This is a genomic window from Nonlabens spongiae, assembly GCF_002117125.1.
In the GTDB taxonomy this organism is placed as follows: Bacteria; Bacteroidota; Bacteroidia; order Flavobacteriales; family Flavobacteriaceae; genus Nonlabens; species Nonlabens spongiae.
This window is the reverse complement of the sequence record NZ_CP019344.1, coordinates 779219-799424: the sequence shown is the minus strand read 5'-3', so window position 1 is coordinate 799424 and position 20206 is coordinate 779219. Positions and strand designations below refer to the sequence as shown.

General features: G+C 43.2%; 11 protein-coding genes. 10 read left to right on the top strand and 1 reads right to left on the bottom strand.

The genetic code is table 11. The features are described from left to right. Positions 1 to 78 precede the first annotated feature (78 nt). Entirely contained in the window at positions 79 to 2916 is a 2838-nt protein-coding gene (gcvP, locus tag BST97_RS03635; protein WP_085765960.1) for an aminomethyl-transferring glycine dehydrogenase, read from the bottom strand. A 512-nt stretch (positions 2917 to 3428) separates the two neighbouring features. On the opposite strand from gcvP, the gene BST97_RS15730 reads away from it, so the two are divergent. The 10 genes from BST97_RS15730 (at position 3429) to BST97_RS03585 (ending at position 20004) form a co-directional block, all read left to right on the top strand. Further along, the gene (locus tag BST97_RS15730) at positions 3429 to 3908 is read left to right on the top strand and encodes a hypothetical protein (RefSeq protein ID WP_157111416.1); all 480 of its coding nucleotides are present in this window, start codon (positions 3429 to 3431) and stop codon (positions 3906 to 3908) included. Between the two features lie 53 nt (positions 3909 to 3961). Then, positions 3962 to 4702 (top strand): methyltransferase domain-containing protein, encoded by a 741-nt coding sequence (locus tag BST97_RS03625; protein ID WP_245833649.1) that lies wholly within the window; start codon positions 3962 to 3964, stop codon positions 4700 to 4702. Next, complete coding sequence (locus BST97_RS03620; protein WP_085765958.1) at positions 4662 to 5714, top strand: type III polyketide synthase; 1053 nt, start codon at positions 4662 to 4664, stop codon at positions 5712 to 5714. The genes BST97_RS03625 and BST97_RS03620 overlap by 41 nt, the downstream gene beginning before the upstream one ends. Then, the gene (locus BST97_RS03615) at positions 5708 to 6490 is read left to right on the top strand and encodes an SDR family oxidoreductase (protein ID WP_085765957.1); all 783 of its coding nucleotides are present in this window, start codon (positions 5708 to 5710) and stop codon (positions 6488 to 6490) included. Before BST97_RS03620 ends, BST97_RS03615 begins: the two co-directional genes overlap by 7 nt. After that, positions 6490 to 6924, top strand: coding sequence for a 3-hydroxyacyl-ACP dehydratase FabZ family protein (locus BST97_RS03610; protein ID WP_085765956.1), 435 nt, complete (start codon positions 6490 to 6492; stop codon positions 6922 to 6924). The genes BST97_RS03615 and BST97_RS03610 overlap by 1 nt, the downstream gene beginning before the upstream one ends. A 79-nt stretch (positions 6925 to 7003) precedes the next feature. Continuing rightward, the gene (locus BST97_RS03605; RefSeq protein ID WP_085768144.1) at positions 7004 to 7807 is read left to right on the top strand and encodes a DUF4294 domain-containing protein; all 804 of its coding nucleotides are present in this window, start codon (positions 7004 to 7006) and stop codon (positions 7805 to 7807) included. A 187-nt stretch (positions 7808 to 7994) separates the two neighbouring features. Beyond that, positions 7995 to 9800 (top strand): LysM peptidoglycan-binding domain-containing protein, encoded by a 1806-nt coding sequence (locus BST97_RS03600; protein WP_085765955.1) that lies wholly within the window; start codon positions 7995 to 7997, stop codon positions 9798 to 9800. 8 nt (positions 9801 to 9808) lie between these two features. Next, complete coding sequence (locus tag BST97_RS03595) at positions 9809 to 17179, top strand: T9SS type B sorting domain-containing protein (RefSeq protein ID WP_085765954.1); 7371 nt, start codon at positions 9809 to 9811, stop codon at positions 17177 to 17179. 13 nt (positions 17180 to 17192) lie between these two features. Continuing rightward, positions 17193 to 18128: a PorP/SprF family type IX secretion system membrane protein gene (locus BST97_RS03590; protein ID WP_245833648.1), complete on the top strand. Its 936-nt coding sequence runs from the start codon at positions 17193 to 17195 to the stop codon at positions 18126 to 18128. Between the two features lies 1 nt (position 18129). Continuing rightward, positions 18130 to 20004 (top strand): OmpA family protein, encoded by a 1875-nt coding sequence (locus BST97_RS03585; RefSeq protein ID WP_169711523.1) that lies wholly within the window; start codon positions 18130 to 18132, stop codon positions 20002 to 20004. Positions 20005 to 20206: the final 202 nt, after the last annotated feature.

Genomic DNA, 20206 nt, shown 5'->3' with positions numbered 1-20206 from the left:
GTAAATAAAAAGCTCAAGAATCACCTGTATTAAGATAAATTCTTGAGCTCGTAATATGTTATGTAACGTAGGAAATTTCTATAGATATTCCTCCATAGGCGCACAAGTACACATCAAATTACGATCACCGAAGGCATCATCAGCGCGTCGTACGGTAGGCCAGAATTTATTCTCTTGAACATAGTCTAGTGGATACGCCGCTTGAGATCTAGAATAAGGGAAATTCCACTCATCTGCAGTAATCATTTGTAACGTATGTGGACTGTTTTTCAAAACATTGTTAGGCTCGTCTTTATCCGCTGCCTCGATTTCTTTTCTAATGGAGATCATAGCATCACAAAAACGGTCCATTTCTTCTTTGCTTTCAGATTCTGTAGGCTCGATCATCATGGTTCCAGTAACTGGAAAACTTACTGTAGGAGCGTGGAAGCCATAATCCATCAATCGCTTGGCGATGTCGGTAACTTCGATTCCCTTAGCTTTAAAAGGTCTACAATCGATGATCATCTCGTGAGCCGCGCGACCTTTCTCTCCAGTATACAGGCAGTCAAAACTACCGTCTAATCTTTGTTTGATATAGTTTGCATTTACAATCGCATACTCTGTAGATCGCTTCAAGCCTTTTGCTCCCAGCATGCAGATGTAGCCGTAAGAAATAATACACACCAAGGCACTTCCCCAAGGAGCTGCACTTATAGGAGTAATCGCTTGCTCACCACCTGTTTTGATCACTGGGTTTGTTGGTAGGAAAGGAACCAATTGTTCAGCTACGCAAATAGGACCTACTCCAGGACCACCACCACCATGTGGAATGGCAAAAGTCTTATGCAGATTCAAGTGACAAACATCAGCGCCTATGTTACCTGGATTCGTTAAGCCTACCTGAGCGTTCATATTAGCACCGTCCATATAGACTTGCCCACCGTTGTCGTGAATGATCGAAGTAATCTCAACGATCTCACTCTCATAAACTCCGTGCGTAGATGGATAGGTTACCATAAGGGCAGCAAGGTTATCCTTGTGTTTTTCGGCTTTTTGACGCAGATCTTCCACATCTATGTTTCCGTTTTCCAATGCTTTTGTTACAACGACTTTCATACCAGCCATCACCGCACTTGCAGGATTAGTCCCATGCGCACTCGACGGAATCAAACAGATGTTTCTGTGTTCATCACCACGTGAAATGTGGTAGGCTCTGATCGCCATAAGGCCGGCAAATTCTCCTTGAGCACCAGAATTGGGCTGTAAGGACGTTCCAGCAAAACCAGTAATTTCATTAAGCTGTAGCTCTAGCTTTCTCAACATTTCTTGGTAACCAGCAGCTTGTTCAACCGGAGCAAATGGGTGAATATTTCCCCATTGCGGATTGCTCAGCGGCAGCATTTCAGCCGCAGCGTTGAGTTTCATGGTACACGAGCCAAGAGAAATCATGGATTGATTCAAAGCAAGATCCTTGCGCTCCAATTTTTTTATGTAACGCATCAACTCCGTTTCAGAGTGATAGGAATTGAAGACTTCATAAGTCATGAAATCGGTTTGACGACCGGTACCTAGATAAGACTTATCTATAAGTTTTTCAATCTTCTCAAAAGGTTTGCCCAAAGCCGTTGCAAAGACTTCTACAATATCATTAAGGTCTTTTAGGTTTACTGTCTCGTTGAGAGAAACCTGAACGGTTTCAGTATCAGGATAATGAAAATTGATTTCTTTTTGAACCGCAATTTTGTGAACCGCCGCTGCATCAGTTTTAAATGAGAGCGTGTCAAAATAGTTCTCATTTGTCTGATAGATACCTAGTTTCTCAATAGCATCAGCTAGGGTAGCGGTCTGACGGTGCAACTTGCTGGCGATGTATTTGAGACCACGAGGCCCGTGATACACACCATACATTCCGGCCATTACCGCAAGAAGTACCTGGGCCGTACAAATATTTGACGTCGCTTTGTCTCTCTTTATGTGTTGCTCGCGAGTCTGCAACGCCATGCGCAGTGCTCGTTTTCCATCCATATCGCGGGTTACCCCTATAATACGTCCTGGAATCTGTCTTTTGAATTCTTCACGAGTCGCAAAATAGGCAGCATGTGGTCCACCATAACCTAATGGTATACCAAATCGTTGTGTAGTCCCAACAACTACATCAGCTCCCCAGTGGCCCGGAGCCTCGAGAAGTACTAATGATAGCATATCTGCTGCTACGGCTATACGTATGTTTTTGCTGTGGCACGCTTTCGCGAAAGCGGTATAATCAACCACATTTCCACTCGCACCAGGATATTGTAATAAAACGGCATAATAGCTGTCATCGAGATCCATTTCTTGCGGATTGCCCTCAACCAAATCAATCCCCAGCGGAATAGCACGGGTTTTGAGCAATTCCTTAGTTTGTGGCAAGCAGTCCTGATCCACAAAAAATTTGACTACCTCATTTTTCTTTTGATCGCGCTCTCTTACAGAAAACAATAAGGTCATCGCCTCAGCAGCTGCAGTAGACTCATCAAGAAGAGAAGCATTTGCGAGCTCCATACCCGTAAGATCTGCCACCATAGTCTGATAGTTCAGAAGTGCCTCAAGACGGCCTTGGGCAATCTCAGCTTGATAAGGCGTGTAGGCCGTGTACCAACCAGGATTCTCGAGAATATTACGCTGTATAACCGCCGGTGTGATAGCTGCGTTATAACCAAGACCTATATAAGTACGGAATTGCTGATTCTTGTCGCCTAGCTCCTTGATGTGTTTCAGGAAATCATACTCACTCATGGCTGGATCTAGATCCAAATCCTTCTTGAGTCTAATATTATCCGGAACGGTTTCATAAACCAGCTCGTCGATGGACGAAACGCCAATGGTTTCAAGCATTTCAGGGAGATCTGCCTTTCTAGGGCCTATGTGTCTCAGGGCAAAACGATCAGTATTCATAACAGCGTGCTCTCTAATTTAGGTTGCAAAAGTAGTCGATTAGGTTAGGAAAACTAACAAGCATTAGCTAGAGCTTGCGGGTTATTTTTCAACCTTTTTAGGGCAGTTATCAACCATGGGGAACTACCTTTGAATTCGTGCGATTTTTAAAGAACATTCTTGATTTCTACATTCGGTCAAGTATGCATGTAGCCGTAGCGCTTGTTTGTCTGGCGGTATTGATGAATTCCAATGTTACAGGCAACCTAGATTATGGTGTTCCCTTAATATTATTTTGCCTGACACTCGTAGGGTATAACGTTACCAAGTATGCTCATCTTTGGCTAGCTCGAAAGACATTTCCATTCAAAATTCTAACAACAATAGTAACCATAGTATGTTGCTTGTTGAGCGCCATTCTAATCATACCAGTTCTTAATACTGAATTGATCGTGTTACTAGGTTTGATAGCTTTGATCGGTTTTTCATATACGTTTCCTATATGTAAGGGTAAAAGTTTAAGGCACTTTCCCGTGGTGAAGCTGATCTCGGTTTCTGTGATTTGGGTTCTTTTAATTGTTGTCCTGCCATGGATTTTTGAGCTTTTGGTAGCACAGCATATTTCTGGATGGCATGTGATAGTTGAAAGCAGGAATGCATACGCAATTCTGATTCTTAGAGGCGTTCAAGTACTAATCTATGTTTTTGCTCTCTGCATTCCCTTTGAAATAAGGGATCTGAAATATGATGAGGAAGATCTGCAGACTCTTCCCCAACTGATAGGTGTTGGAAAATCAAAATTGCTTGGCGTTTTTCTTTGCGTGATCACTTTGATTATAGAAATCCTATTATTCCAATATTTCGAAATTGGATCAATTCTCAACATGGTTTTCTTTCTTTTGACTGCTGTCATGATCTGGTTCAGCAGCCGCGAGCGATCTGATTATTATGCCAGCTTTTGGGTGGAGGGAATTCCTATTTTGTGGTTTATCAATTTGTTATTATTTGCCTAATTCTTTTAAGGGCGAGCTATTCAAGGATACTTTAGTCATCTAAACAAAAATTGTTGTTCTCAAAATATTCTTCAAAACACCGCAACACAGACCCAGAGCAAATGGACGATCCAGATCTGGATCCCAAAATCTTGCAGCTTGCGGTAAATGATATCAACAAAATCAACAAAGTTTTAGGTGGATTTAAGTTCACCTTAAAAGAGGTACGCAAAGTGGCAGCTCAGTTTCCAGATGAGAAATTGGTAATCTGCGATGCTGGTTGTGGGGATGGAGAAATGTTGCGCTATTTGAACAATCATATCAAAGATGAACGCATTACATTTTTAGGAGTAGACTTCTCTGCCAATAGTATTCAAAAAGCTCGTGAATTGTCAGAGGGTTTGAATAGAGTTCGCTTTCGCGAAAGCGATATTCTCAAAGATCAATACCTCAAATGCGACATCTTAATCAGCTCACTCACGTTGCATCATTTTAGCGATGGAGAAATTGTGTATCTACTGAAAAAATTCAAGGAAATTGCGACTAAGTACATCATAATTAATGATCTGCACCGTCATAGGGTCGCTTATACATTCTTTAGGCTTTTTAGTCCTATTTTTATACGCAATAAGATCTCTCGGCAAGATGGTCTGATCAGTATTGCGTCTGGGTTCAAACAGGCGTGTTTTAAAAAATATGCCCTTGCCGCTGGGATCAAAAATGACCTTTTAAAATGGAAGTGGTCGTTCCGTTATCTATGGATTATTCCTACTTATGAGCGTCAAAATCACGCAGGTCACCACAGCCTTACCTAGATTTTATAAAGAAACTCCAGAGATCATTCCCTTTGTGGAACAATGGCTGGATGGTCAAGACGAGCGTTTAAAACGCAAGACCATCAAGATTTTTGAAGGTGCGGGTGTGGACCGCAGGTATTCCATCATGGATCCCGTGGAGGTTTTTACGCACTCCTCGTTTCAAGAGCGTAATGACATTTATAAAAGAGAAGTCGTGCCGTTAGCTAGCAAGGCACTAACGGATGCCTTGGAGAAAAATAACTGGTCGGCTGATCAGCTGGACTACATTATCACGGTGAGTTGCACGGGAATAATGATACCATCGATTGATGCCTATTTGATTAACGAATTGGGTTTGCGTCAAGATATTGTGCGTTTACCGGTGACAGAAATGGGCTGCGTTGCCGGAATTTCAGGTCTGATTTACGCCGAGCAGTTCTTGCGAGCCAATCCAAATAAACGAGCGGCCGTCATCGCGGTAGAAGCGCCTACGGCGACTTTTCAACTTGAGGATTACAGCATGACCAATATGGTGAGCGCGGCGATTTTTGGTGATGGCTGCGCTTGCGTGACCTTGTCTTCCCATCCTGAAGATGGAGGTGTCAAAATTCTAGGACACGAGATGTATCATTTTCCTGATGCCACACGCATGATGGGGTTTGATTTGGTCAACTCTGGTTTGCAGATGGTACTTGATAAACAGGTTCCGGAAACCATATCAGGTCATTTACCCAACATCATCCATCCGTTCTTAGAAAAGTACAGTTTAGAAATAAAGAATATAGATCACCTTGTTTTTCATCCGGGTGGTAAAAAGATCGTTCAAACAGTTGAAGATTTATTTGCTGACTTAGGAAAAAATGTGAATGAAACCAAAGAAGTCCTGCGTAAATACGGAAACATGAGTAGCGCGACCGTACTGTTTGTGCTGAAAGCATTTATGGAAAAAGGCTGTGAGAAAGGGAGCAAAGGATTAATGTTGAGTTTTGGGCCTGGTTTTACCGCTCAAAGAATTCTTCTAGAATGGTAAGAGATTTCGAAGGACAGTGGGGATTGATTCTAGGCGGTAGTTCTGGCCTGGGTTATGCCAGTGCATTGAAATTGGCGCAACATGGCATGAACCTGATCATCTTTTACCGTGCACCTCGTCGCGATGAACAAAAGATTGAATCAAAATTTGATAAGATCAGAGCTCAAGGTGTCGAGTTGTATGCCTTTAATAAGGACGCCACGAGAGAAGATCTATTGGAAGATCTGAAAACTCTAGTCAAGGAGAAATTGAATGGGAAATCTATCAACTTATTGTTACATAGCATATCAAAAGGAAACCTAAAGCCGCTTTTGGGGGATAATAGGCTCAAAAATTCAGATTTTACACAGACTTTGAACAGCATGGCTTTAAGTCTTCATTTCTGGACTCAGGCGCTGATTGAAAACGATCTTTTTGAAAAATCTGCTCGAATTTTGAGCTTTACCAGTGAAGGCAGCCAGCGGCCCAGTGCTGGTTATGCTGCTGTGAGTGTAGCAAAAGCAGCCCTTGAAATGTTGACCAAATCTATGGCGGTAGAATTGGCTCCCTTAGGCTTGCGCGCAAATTGTATTCAAGCTGGTGTCACAGATACCGTCAGTCTTAAAATGATCCCAGATTACGAAGGAATCAAAAATCACGCGACAAATAGAAACCCGTATCAGAAACTCACCACGCCAGAGCGTGTGGCAGATGTGGTTTACTTGCTCTGTAAAAGAGAAGCGCAATGGATTAATGGAACCGTCATCAAGGTAGATGGTGGAGAAAGCCTCAGGTAATGTTGTTAGACCCTTTAGATAAAATAGTACAAAACTTGCCCTATGGCGCTGGATTTAAATTTGTAGACAAGTTGCTAGAAATTAGTGACGATAGGGTAGTGGGGATTTATCGCTTTCGCGAAAGCGAACCCTTCTTCCAGCATCACTTCATCAATAATCCCGTCGTGCCGGGCGTCATTTTGACAGAATGTATGGCGCAGATAGGTCTTGCCTGTCTGGGCAGTTATTTGAATAAGGATGAAGCCATCAAGTCCTTTGCGATGACGGAAAATCATGTGGTTTTTTTAAAGCAAGTGCAACCAGAAACAACGGTAATCGTGAGCGCCGTGAAGAAATATCATAGGTTTGGTAAACTTAAAGTCCTCGTACAAATGCTGGATGAGAACGAGAATAAAGTTGCCGAGGGCTGGATGAGCGGAATGAGCGGTAGTTAGTTTATTGATAAGTTGATTTGCCTGGAAATTTTCATGATCGTAGTAGCTTTTGGAACGCTTTTGGTTTAGCATTACTCAGATGAAATTGAAAGCTTTTTATTTTATTGTTTTCTCCATGTTGATAGTCGGCTATTCTGCTGCTCAACAGCCCGAAGAAAATTTGCCGGTCGAAAAGGATTCAACTATTGTAGGCAAACGCGAATTTTTCTACGTTGATGGCGATTCTCTCGATGCCATAGAACTTGAGGATGTGTTGCTCTTGCAAAAACTCAATTTTGATAGCAAATATGAACGCATCAAATACTTGATTCTTAAGCGTAAGGTTCGTAAAGTCTGGCCTTACGCAAAGCTCGCGGCAGAGCGACTCGTGGTTTTGGAACAACGCCTGGCAAAAATCAAAACCAAAAACGACCGCAAGCGCTACTCCCGTATGGTAGAAGATTACATAGAAGACGAGTTCAAAAAAGAGCTCAAGAAATTTTCTAAAACCGAGGGACAGATTCTCATTAAGCTGATTCACAGACAGACCGGTCAGACTGCTTTTGATCTATTGAAACGCTTAAGAAGCGGCTGGAGTGCTTTTTGGTTCAATCAGACCGCCTCTTTATTTGACATGTCGCTCAAGCAAGAATACAATCCTGAAAAAGTGGTGGAGGATTTTTACATTGAGGATATCCTACTCAATGAATTCATCAACGACAAACTGCCAGAACAGGAAGCTGCTATCTCCTTTGATTATTATAAAGGCCGAGAATTATGGAACAGATATGAAGAAAACCTACCTGAAGATTACGACTCCATAAATATGGCTGCACGCGCAGAACGGATAAGAAAGTATAAAGAAAAGAAGGCGAGAAAGGCGCGAAGAAAGTCTAGAAAATAAAGTAAATTTGCCAGAAGTTGCTAACAGCAATTTTAGGCTATTCCCCCAAATATTTTATTCACAGACAGTTATCTGTAGCAAGTTCTTTCCTTGTTGTTAATAGCACTAAGTCTGTTTGTATCTAATAACCTTAGAATTAACACTTTTTTGGTTGATTTTTGTAAGTGGTAGTGCGAGCTGCATAAATATGGGGAAAAGATTATTACATAGAGCTTTAAGCTTTTATATATTGCTTCAAGTAGGCTGGGTGAGCGCTCAAAATGACAGGGTTCACTATGTGGAAAAAGGTGAGACAGTTTATGCTATCGCCAGAAAATACAAAGTCAGTCCCAAAAAAATCCTGCAGCTCAATCCTAACGCTTCTGATTTGATACAGATAGGTCAGGAATTGATAATTCCTAATCCCTCCATACCTTCGGCTAACCCTACAGCCAGTCTGGGAGATTTTGATTATTATTATGTTGAGAAGGGAGATACTAAGTTTGGCCTTTCTAAAAAATTCAATGTTTCCATTGCCGAATTGGAATCCATCAACCCAAATATGGTGCCCACCTTGCTCGCAGATACACAAATCAGGGTTCCCAAAGTCACTACCACAAATATTACAAATACTGAAGGATTAAAAACCCACTACGTACAAAAGGGAGAGACGCTTTATGGTATAGCTAGGATGTATGGAATCACATTGGATCAATTAATCAATGCAAATATTGATAGGCTAGGCAACGTTTTGCTGGCGGGTCAGACACTGGTTATACCAGACGCGGCGTCCCCCAGTCCTTCTCAGACTGATGACGATTTTTATCTCGTTCAGGCTGGGGATACAAAATATGGTTTGAGCAAGAAATTTAATGCGACTATTGAGCAGTTGGAATCGCTTAATCCAAGTATGATACCGACTCTCTTAGCTGGCGATCGTATCAAGATACCTAAAGAGTATATTACTGCCACTCAGAATCAAGGTGTCGTTGAGAATGAGAATAGTAAAAATCCAACCGCCCAAAATGATAAAACAGAATCTCAATCAAGTGACCAAACGCAAAATAATACTGAAGCTCAGGTTGAGGCAAATGAGGATAATTCATATATAGCCAGTAATTTAGAAATTTTGATTCCGTTTTCTAGAGCAGAGTTGAATGTGATTGATGACAAACAAGATTTTGATGCTCAATTTGCTAAAGGCTCGATTAGAGCTTTAGATTCTTTAAAAGCACAGGGCTACGAGAATGTGCCTGAATTAACTTTTTTAGTAGATTCTACATTGACATTACAGGATAAAAATAGAATCTATGTAGTCCCTTCCTTAAATCAAAAAATCAAAAATATCGTGCCAGATGAAGCTCTCATCTTAACTGGTCGTTCTGATGTGCGCAATGATAACTTGATTTTATTTGAAAATAATTCTACTAATGAAGGCGTGAAAACCTTTATGCTGGATTACGTAGTTGATCATTCAGACAATGTAATCTTAATTAATGATCTGGCAAGAGCTGATTATTCCGCTTTCGCGAAAGCGAGATACCCACAAATTTCTATCCTTACTGAAACACCTACTAAACGTATCACCGAAAAGGAGATTGAAGGTCTTCTAAAAAACGGAAAAACCAATTATATCGTTTTTAATACAGATGCAAATGGTGTAATGATAAATGTTACCAATTCATTGTTGAAGTTGAGCTCGCGATACGACATCAAAACCTCAATTCTTGATAAAAAATATCTTCCACAAGAGGAAAATGTTTCCAGTAAGCGTTTTAGAATTTTGAAAATGATTTATCCAGAATCAGACAACAATCTTCAGGTTGGTGCAAGCGCATACCATATAGGCTTTGAGACGACTTATGATGTTGTAAGAAAACTTAAAGTTATGGATAATGACTCAGGGGTTGATGTCATACCTTATTTGAAAGGTGATAAAATGGAGGTAGTTTCTTATAGAAAAGTAGGGGATCGACACTATCAATCTGGTTCATTTAAAGTTAAAAGCTATTAGTTAGGATAATGAGGACATATTTATATGTAGTGTTTTTTCTAGTGAGTGGTTGGCTTTCGGCTCAATGTCCATCTATTGGAAATAACAATCCGCAATTTTGTGATCTGGATCAGGCTCAGGTTAGCGACCTCCCAGCTACAGATAACGGCGCTGGTGTTAACTGGTTTAGAACGCCCAGCTCAAATACCCCCATACCGAGCAATGAGTTTCTTACTGATAATCAAGTGTTGTTCCTGGATTCAGCATCTGGTGGATGTGGTAATAGACAACGAGTAACTGTAGGTATTTTTGGTCAGCCTAGAGGCGCAAACTTCCAAGGGATTTGTGTCACTGATAACATGCAGCCTACATTGGATGATCTAGCCGTGAATGGAATCGATGTTCAATGGTATAATCAAAACACCGGCGGAGCCTCTCTGCCACTCAATACACCCATTTTTGATGGACAGATATACTATGCAGATCAGCAAAACCCTGTCTCAAACTGCCGTACTTCTAGACTCTCTGTAGTTGTAGAAGTCGTTTTTGTAAATAGTCCAACAGGCCAACCGGTTCAAACTTTTTGCACTGCGACCGGCACGCCGACAATAGCAGACCTTGTGGCTTCTGGAGAAAATAGATGGTACAGAAATGCTAGTTCTGCAGCTCCCCTTGATCCATCAACTCCACTTGAGGATGGAGAAGATTATTTTGCAACGACTATCGATCTTCCTTGTGAAAGCTCAAACCGATTCAGAGTAGAGGTGGTTCTTGAGCCTGCAAATGATTCAGGAGATGATACTATTGTTGATTTTTGTAGTTCAAGTCTCGTAGGGCAGCCTACTCTAGATTTATTTACATTACTAGATGGCACTCCCGTTTCTGGTGGTACTTGGACAGGGCCCATTCCTATATCTGGGAATTTAATCAATACCAGTGATTTAAATACAAATGGAGGACCTTACATTTTTACATATAGCGTTACAGCATCAGCGGCGTGTCCTGCAAGTTCAAGTACCCTTACTTTTAATATTACTACTCCATTATCTGCAGGAATAGGCGATACTATAAATCTATGTGAGACAAGTTCTCCAATAGATTTGTTTTCGATTCTAGACGGCAATCCAGATGTAGGCGGAACTTGGACTCCTGCATTGAACAGTGGTACAGATATTTTTGACCCAGCTGTAGACGCAGCAGGTAGTTATATATATTCTTTTCCATCTGTTCCTCCTTGCAACCAGGGATCATCGGCAACCATAGTGGTCAATGTCCAGAATGAGTCAAGTGCTGGAGTGGGTGGGAATGCTGATGTTTGCAACAGTGATGGTCCAGTAGATCTATTAACGCTTTTAGGAGGTAACCCTGATACTGGCGGTTCCTGGAGTCCGAGTCTGGCAAGTGGCACTAGCATTTTTGATCCTTTAGTTGATCCGGCTGGTGATTATACCTATACCGTGAATGCTATGCCGCCTTGTACTCAGACCGACCAATCTGTTTTAACCATCACGATAGATACCATTCCAGATGCTGGTGAAGATGGAGATGTACAATTGTGTGAAACCGATGCTCCTGTAGATCTGTTCACTTTTCTCGGAGGTACACCTGATGCTGGAGGAGTTTGGACGCCTGCTTTGGCAAGTGGTACAGGCGTATTGGATCCTAGTGTAGATGTTACAGGAGTCTACACCTACACGGTCTCATCAAACGGTTCCTGCATGACAACTGATCAATCTGTAGTGCTTGTTATCGTTCAGGATTTTCCTGATACCGGAAACGATAACTCCATTGATATTTGTGAGAATGGAATTTCAGTAGATTTGTTTCCTTTACTTGGACCAGACGCTGAAGTAGGAGGAGTATGGAATCCTGCACTTTCAAGTGGCACTGGATTTTATGATCCTACCATAGATCCTGCTGGTACGTATACGTATTCAATTACTGCTACGGGCTTTTGTTCGGATATTGTTAGCTCAACTGTGACTGTAAATTTATTAGACTCTCCTAATGCTGGGTTAGACAGTACAATTGATTTTTGTAGCACAGATGCTCCACGTGATCTTTTTGCAGAAATAGCTGGTAATCCTGATCCAGGTGGTGTTTGGGTTCCGGCACTTGCAAGTGGTTCAGGAGTTTTTGATCCACAAGTAGATACAGCCGGTAGTTATGAATATCAGGTATCAGAAAACACCTTTTGCGGTAATAGTGATACATCTCTAGTTACAGTAACTGTCCAACTGCCAGCTAATGCTGGAGTAGGAGGTAGTGCTGATATTTGTGAAAGTGATGGTCTGATCGACTTATTCACCTTGTTAGGTGGTAATCCAGATGCAGGAGGTTATTGGTTACCAGCTTTGGCTAGTGGCTCGGGAATTTTTGACCCTTCAGTAGATACAGCCGGCACCTATACTTATAATGTCAATCCAGTAATACCATGTACTTCAGTATCAACATCGACACTTATAGTTACAATAAGCGCAGCTCCTAATGCAGGAACGAATGCTTCCATCGATTTGTGTGAATCTTCAGCGATAGTTGATCTTTTTTCAGTCCTTGGAGGTACCCCAGAGAGCGGTGGTGTATGGTCGCCAGCCTTGAGTAGTGGCTCAGGTGTCTTTGACCCTTCTATAGATCAAGCAGGTATTTATGAATATACTGTATCCAACTCTGGTTGCTCTAGCTCCAGCTCGTCATTTGTTACTGTAAATTTACAAACAGAGCCTGATGCAGGAATTGATGCAACAATAACAATCTGTCCTTTTGATGGTCCAACAAATTTATTTTCAGTCTTAGGAGGAACACCTGATGCTGGAGGTTTTTGGACACCGGCTTTGTCTAATAACGATAATATCTTCAGGCCTGGTGTCGATCCATCTGGAACTTACACTTACACGGTAAATGGAATTACGCCCTGTAATGCATCGGCAACAGCTACTGTAATCGTTGACGCTCAACCCCTTCCTGATCCAGGTACCAATGGGAGCTTGAATGTTTGTTCTGATGATGGTACAGTTGATCTATTTTCTGCTTTAGGAGGTTTTCCAGAAAGCGGTGGTACGTGGTTTCCTGCTTTAAGTAGTGGAACAGGAATCTTTGATCCATCTATAGATTCCGCAGGCTCTTATAGCTATACAGTAGTAAGTTCTGCACCTTGTAATATCGCCGCTTCGTCTATAATTGACGTTACTATAGTACCTTCATCTAATTCAGGTGTAAGTTCCTCGATCTCAATATGTACTAATGCGACTGCTCTAGACCTGTTTACGGTATTAGGAGGAAGCCCAGATGCTGGTGGAGTATGGTCGCCTACCTTAGATAGTGGAACAGGAATTTTCGATCCTACTGTTGATCCAGAAGGTGTCTATACTTATACTGTCACAGGTACATCTCAATGTCCTAATCCTTCAAGCTCTACGGTAACCGTATCGTTTGAGAATAGCCCTAATGCTGGCAATGATTCTTCAATCAGTTTCTGTGAGTCTGATGCTCGACTGGATCTGTTTAATTTGTTGGGTAATGATGCCGATGCAGGAGGAACATGGTCTCCTGCGCTAAATAGTGGAACTGGACTATTTAATCCAGCTATTGACCCTTCTGGAGTTTATACATATACTGTAAATTCAGGCGCACCTTGCAATGAAAGTGATGCTGCCCAAGTTACAGTTTTCGTTCAAAACTTACCTAATGCTGGTCAAAATAGAAATTTAACTCTATGTGTCACTGATACCCCTGTAGACCTGTTCGTTATTTTAGGCGGTACTCCCGATGCAGGAGGAATCTGGAGTCCAGCCCTTGCGAGTGGAAGTGGAGTCTTTGATCCTGCTGTGGATACAGCCGGAGCCTACACTTATACGGTAGCGGCAACCGCTCCGTGTACGGCTAGCGATTCTGCCGTGGTGACCGTCACTGTGGAGGACGCACCCGATGCTGGAACCGATGCCAGCCTCGAACTCTGTTCTAATGACAATCCGATTGACCTGTTTACTGTTCTGGGAGGAATACCAGATGCAGGCGGAATCTGGTCACCAGCCTTGGCAAGTGGAAGCGGAGTCTTTGATCCTGCGGTCGATGCTGCCGGAATCTATACTTATACAATTACGAGCGCAGCCTGTGCGACCTCATCATCAAGCCAAGTGACCGTAGGACTTACGCAACAAGCCAATGCCGGTCAGGACGTCACTTTGGACATCTGTGGTAATGATGCTCCGATCGACCTGTTAACCTTATTGGGAGGCACTCCCGATGCAGGAGGTACCTGGAGTCCGGCCCTTGCGAGTGGAAGCGGAGTCTTTGATCCTGCGGTGGATACAGCCGGAGCCTACACTTATACGGTAGCGGCAACGGCTCCGTGTACAACAGACGATTCTGCCGTGGTGACTGTGACTGTAGAGGACGCTCCCGATGCTGGAGCAGATGCGAGCCTTGACCTCTGTTCGAATGACAATCCGATTGACCTGTTTACCGTTCTGGCAGGAACTCCAGATGTGGGAGGAACCTGGTCGCCAGCCTTGGCAAGTGGAAGTGGAGTCTTTGATCCATCAGTGGATGCTGCTGGAACCTACACCTACACGGTAACGAGTGCCGCGTGCGCAACTTCATCGACCAGTGAGGTTACCGTTAACATCACATCAGAGGCCAATGCGGGTCAGGATGCCACTTTGGACATTTGTAGTAACGATGCAGTGATCGACCTGTTCACATTGTTGGGAGGCACTCCCGATGCAGGAGGTACCTGGAATCCGGCCCTTGCGAGTGGAAGTGGAGTCTTTGATCCTGCTGTGGACACCGCCGGAGCCTACACCTACACGATAGCGGCAACTGCTCCGTGTACGACGGACGATTCTGCCGTGGTGACGGTCACTGTAGAGGATGCTCCCGATGCCGGAGCAGATGCCAGCCTTGATCTCTGTTCCAATGACAATCCGATAGACCTGTTTACCGTTCTGGGAGGAACTCCAGATGCGGGCGGAACCTGGTCACCAGCCTTGGCAAGTGGTAGCGGAGTCTTTGATCCATCAGTGGATGCTGCTGGAACCTATACCTACACGGTAACGAGTGCCGCGTGCGCAACTTCATCGACCAGTGAGGTTACCGTTAACATCACATCAGAGGCCAATGCGGGTCAGGATGCCACTTTGGACATTTGTAGTAACGATGCAGTGATCGACCTGTTCACATTGTTGGGAGGCACTCCCGATGCAGGAGGTACCTGGAATCCGGCCCTTGCGAGTGGAAGCGGAGTCTTTGACCCTGCTGTGGACACAGCCGGAATCTACACCTATACGGTAGCGGCAACCGCTCCGTGTACATCGGACGATTCTGCCGTGGTGACCGTCACTGTGGAGGATGCTCCCGACGCTGGAGCAGATGCCAGCCTTGACCTCTGTTCGAATAACAGTCCGATAGACCTGTTTACCGTTCTGGCAGGAACTCCAAATGCGGGAGGAACCTGGTCGCCAGCCTTGGCAAGTGGTAGCGGAGTCTTTGATCCATCAGTGGATGCTGCTGGAACCTATACCTACACGGTAACGAGTGCCGCGTGTGCGATCTCATCGACGAGTGAGGTTACCGTTAATATCACACCAGAGGCTGATGCGGGTCAGGATGCCGCTTTGGACATCTGTAGCAACGATGCAGCGATCGACCTATTTACTTTGTTGGGCGGCACTCCCGATGCGGGAGGGACCTGGAGTCCTGCACTTGCCAGTGGAAGCGGAGTCTTCGATCCTGCGGTGGATACCACAGGAGCCTACACCTATACGGTAGCGGCAACGGCACCGTGTACATCGGACGATTCGGCCGTGGTGATCGTTACTCTAGAGGATGCTCCCGACGCTGGAGCAGATGCGAGCCTTGATATTTGTTCGAATAACAGTCCGATAGACCTGTTTACCGTTCTGGCAGGAACTCCAAATGCGGGAGGAACTTGGTCGCCAGCCTTGGCAAGTGGTAGCGGAGTCTTTGATCCATCAGTGGATGCTGCTGGAACCTATACCTACACGGTAACGAGTGCCGCGTGTGCGATCTCATCGACGAGTGAGGTTACCGTTAATATCACACCAGAGGCTGATGCGGGTCAGGATGCCGCTTTGGACATCTGTAGCAACGATGCAGCGATCGACCTATTTACTTTGTTGGGCGGCACTCCCGATGCGGGAGGGACCTGGAGTCCTGCACTTGCCAGTGGAAGCGGAGTCTTCGATCCTGCGGTGGATACCACAGGAGCCTACACCTATACGGTAGCGGCAACGGCACCGTGTACATCGGACGATTCGGCCGTGGTGACGGTTACTGTAGAGGATGCTCCCGATGCCGGAGCAGATGCGAGCCTTGACCTCTGTTCCAATGACAATCCGATTGACCTGTTTACTGTTCTGGGAGGAACACCAGATGCAGGCGGAATCTGGTCACCAGCCTTGGCAAGTGGAAGCGGAGTCTTTGATCCTGCGGTCGATGCTGCTGGAGTTTACACCTACACTTTGAATGGAAATAATTGTGGTTCAGCTAGTTCATCATCCATCACGATAATTTTAGACAGCGCTATTGAATTAAATAATGTGGTTATCACACCAGAACCAGAAGTTTGTCTTGGAAATGGAAATATCGTTTTGATTGAAGGACTTGGAAATTTACCTGATGGTTTCTATGATTTTGAGTTTCAGTTGTCAGGAATTAATTCTGTCAACTTGACTTTCAATCTTGAGGTTATCGCAGGCACCACGCAAGTTGATATTCTCCCGAGTTCATTAACCAATGCTGGTTTAACTAATATCGAGCTTATATCTACTACTGGCAATACATTGCCATGCGGTACAATCCTAACAAACAATCCAACAGAGGGATTTGAAGTCATCAGCACCGATCCAGTAACATTAGAACCTAACGGAAACGTGTTTTGTGAAGAGGATAATCCTACAATTCAAGAGTTAACTAATAACCTTAATACAACGCTATCTGTAAATTGGTTTGATTCTGCCATAGGTGGTAATTTATTTGACCCTCAAGATGCCTTGACCAATGGTGGGATTTACTACGCTGAAGCAATTAGTTCTTCAAATTGCGTTACAAATGAACGAGTCGAGGTAAGAGTTTTGGTTGAACCTTGTGATGAACTAGGGATTATCATCCCAGATGGTTTTTCACCAAATGGTGATGGGATCAACGAGACTTTTGAGATTAAGAACTTGCGGGAGCTATATCCGTTCTTTGTGTTGAGAATTTACAATAGGAATGGAGATATTTTATTTACGGGAAGAGCACAAGATCCAGATTGGGATGGCTCTAATGCTAGAGATGTAACCATAGGTTCTGGTACGGTGCCGGCAGGAGTCTATTTCTTTGTCTTGGATCTCAATGCCAACAAAGACGACATTCAGGGAAGATTTTATCTAAGCGATTAAAAAATTGAAAAGATTGATTAAGTACATAAAATATTTCTGTTTTTTAATAGTGGCCGCCATCGCAGGAAAGGTTTCTGCTCAGCAGGATCCCAATTATACACAGTATATGTATAACATGAGTGTTGTAAATCCAGCTTATGCGCTGACTGATAATGATCTCATTCAAGCTGGACTGCTATACCGCGCTCAATGGGTAGGTTCCGTAGGTGGTCCCACCACAGGAACTCTATTTGGACATATGTCTTTTACAGACCGTATGCAGGGTGGAGTTTCAATTGTTCACGATGAAATAGGTGACGTGGTTCAAGAAACCAATTTCTATGTTGATTACGCCTATGTGTTGCCAATGGGAAAGTCAAATGCGCTGTCATTTGGTATAAAAGCAGGTTTTACCTCATTCAGCACTGATTTTTCTGGATTTGTCTTCAGTGATCCACTACCAGATCCGTCGTTTGCCGAAAATAGAAGTTCGTTCTTCCCTAATGTGGGGCTAGGTACTTTCTTTTTTGGTGACAACTATTATGTAGGTTTATCATCTCCTAACATTTTGCAATCTGAGCACATAAGAGATAACGATGGTGTTTTTAGTAGTGCTCAAGAAGAATTACACCTTTATCTTACTGGAGGTTACGTTTTCGCTTTAAGCGAAAACCTAAAACTAAAACCAGCATTTCTCGCAAATCAAGTCATGGATTCACCTATCAGCCTGGATGTAACGGCAAACCTTCTCTTTAATGATAAGTTTGAAATAGGTGCCAGCTATGGATTTGAAAATGAAGCCGCAGCGTTGGTCAATTTTAAGGTCACCGACTATTTGCGAATAGGTTATGCCTACGATTACCTGTTTTCTAATTTAGGAAGATTTAATAATGGTTCACATGAGGTGATGTTGTTACTGGATTTGAACCGCACAGGTAATGGGTATGATAAAAGTCCAAGATTTTTCTAATATGAAGGCGATTCGATTTTTATTGGTTTTTATTTTGATGTTAGCATCGGGAAATTCTTTTGCCCAGAAAAAACTGTCTAAGGCTGATAAACTCTTTGAGAACCGTGCCTATGTGCAAGCCATTGAAATCTATAAGGAACAGCGACCCTCTAGACGAAATCTCCAAAATCTAGGGGATTCCTATTATTATACCAATAAGTTGGAACAGGCCACAACTACTTATGAAACCCTCTTCGCCAAATATAAAAAGGGTATCAAAACGGAGTATGCTGAGCGCTACAGCCATGCGCTCAAAGGCCTGGGAAATTACAAACTGGCAGATAGCATACTTAACACCTATACAGATCGAAAAGTTGATACCGATTCACTTGCTCTCGAGCTGGAAAAAATCGTCCCGCACAATTACATCGTAAAAGAAGTGGGAGGGAGCGAGGCTGGCGATTTCGGTGCGAGTTTCTATAACGATACCATTGTTTTTGCTAGCATTCGTAACAAGAGTAAGTCCAATTACAAATGGAATGATGAACCTTATCTCGATCTTTACATGGGGCAACTCACTGAAGACAACGAGCTTGTGGATATTGAACCATTTTCAGATGAGATCAATACCAAAACCCACGAGAGCAATGCTTCATTTACCACCAATGGTGAAATTATGTTTTTCTCACGTACTAATAAAAAACGCGTGGATATACGTGGACAAAAGATCGCTCACGTTAAAATTTGGAAGGCAGATTTACTGGACGGTGAGTGGAAAAATATTGAAGAGTTGCCTTTTAGTAGCGACTTATTTTCTGTGCAGCATCCTTATCTGGATAAAAACGAGCCTAAGCTGTATTTTTCCAGTAACATGGCTGGCAACAATGATTTTGATCTTTATTATGTAGAAATCGATAATAATGGTGTAGTATCGAGGCCGGTTAAGCTTAATGATGAGATCAATACGCCGTACCGAGAACACTTTCCATTTATTGACGACGACGGCACACTTTATTTTGCCTCTGACCGTCCTGAAGGTTTTGGAGGACTGGATATCTACATGTGTCGCAAGCGGGAAGATGGAACTTTTACACCGCCTATAAACCTTGGAACTACAGTAAATAGCGGTCGCGATGATTTCTCCTACTATTTCAGCAAGAGCTATCAAAAAGGATTTTTGTCATCTAACAGAACCGGTCAGGATAAACTGTACTATCTAGAACGAGATGAAAATGAGCGAACTTTCATCATCAAGGGACAAATCAAAGATGCGATTACTGGTGAAAACCTGAGTGGGACAACTGTTACTTTATTGTCAGAAGATGGTGAAGTGGTGGAGCAAATGCTCATTGAAGATGAAAATGGCTACAGTTTCAATGTTTTACCTAATACCAAATACCAAGTTGAAGGTTACAAACCTTTTTACATCACAAATACTGAAGAAATTGAAACGCTGGACGAGGGCGTAGTTGAATTCGATATAGAATTGACACTTGAATCCTACGACGCTGCAGAAGATGTGGTGGTAACCGATCAGGAAAGCGGTTATGTTTACGTACAATTGGAAAACATCTATTTTGATCTGGATAAATGGGATATTAAACCCCAGGCGGCGCGCACGCTGGATATTCTGGTTGACCTACTGAATAAATACCCGCGCATGGAAGTACAGCTTGGGGCACATACAGACAGCCGAAATTCAGATGCCTACAACTTGAGACTCTCACAAAACCGGGCCGATGCTACCATGGACTACATCATTTCCCAAGGTATTGATCCTTCCAGACTTACCAGCAAGGGTTATGGTGAGCGTGAGCCGCTTGTTCCCTGTGGTGATAATTGTAGCGAGGACGAGTATGCGATCAACAGGCGCTGTGAGTTCTTGATTTTAAAATAAGTGTTTAGGCTTGTTTAAGATAACGCTTTCGCGAAAGCGAGATACAGCAAAACTTACTTACACGTTCATATGTTTCTCAACGATTGAATTAACTAAACCTCGGAGGTCTTGATTCTTATACCTCGCTGAAGTTAGAATCAATTTCTTAAGCTCAAAAAGTTGAGACCTCCGAGGTTTGAAATTCGAAAACTTAGTCCCGTTA

Excerpts from the sequence above, each read along its gene's own strand:
- gcvP (WP_085765960.1), bottom strand. The coding sequence starts at position 2,916 with ATGAATACTGATCGTTTTGCCCTGAGACACATAGGCCCTAGAAAGGCA.
- BST97_RS03620 (WP_085765958.1), top strand. The coding sequence starts at position 4,662 with ATGAGCGTCAAAATCACGCAGGTCACCACAGCCTTACCTAGATTTTAT.
- BST97_RS03615 (WP_085765957.1), top strand. The coding sequence starts at position 5,708 with ATGGTAAGAGATTTCGAAGGACAGTGGGGATTGATTCTAGGCGGTAGT.
- BST97_RS03610 (WP_085765956.1), top strand. The coding sequence starts at position 6,490 with ATGTTGTTAGACCCTTTAGATAAAATAGTACAAAACTTGCCCTATGGC.
- BST97_RS03605 (WP_085768144.1), top strand. The coding sequence starts at position 7,004 with ATGAAATTGAAAGCTTTTTATTTTATTGTTTTCTCCATGTTGATAGTC.
- BST97_RS03600 (WP_085765955.1), top strand. The coding sequence starts at position 7,995 with ATGGGGAAAAGATTATTACATAGAGCTTTAAGCTTTTATATATTGCTT.
- BST97_RS03595 (WP_085765954.1), top strand. The coding sequence starts at position 9,809 with ATGAGGACATATTTATATGTAGTGTTTTTTCTAGTGAGTGGTTGGCTT.
- BST97_RS03585 (WP_169711523.1), top strand. The coding sequence starts at position 18,130 with ATGAAGGCGATTCGATTTTTATTGGTTTTTATTTTGATGTTAGCATCG.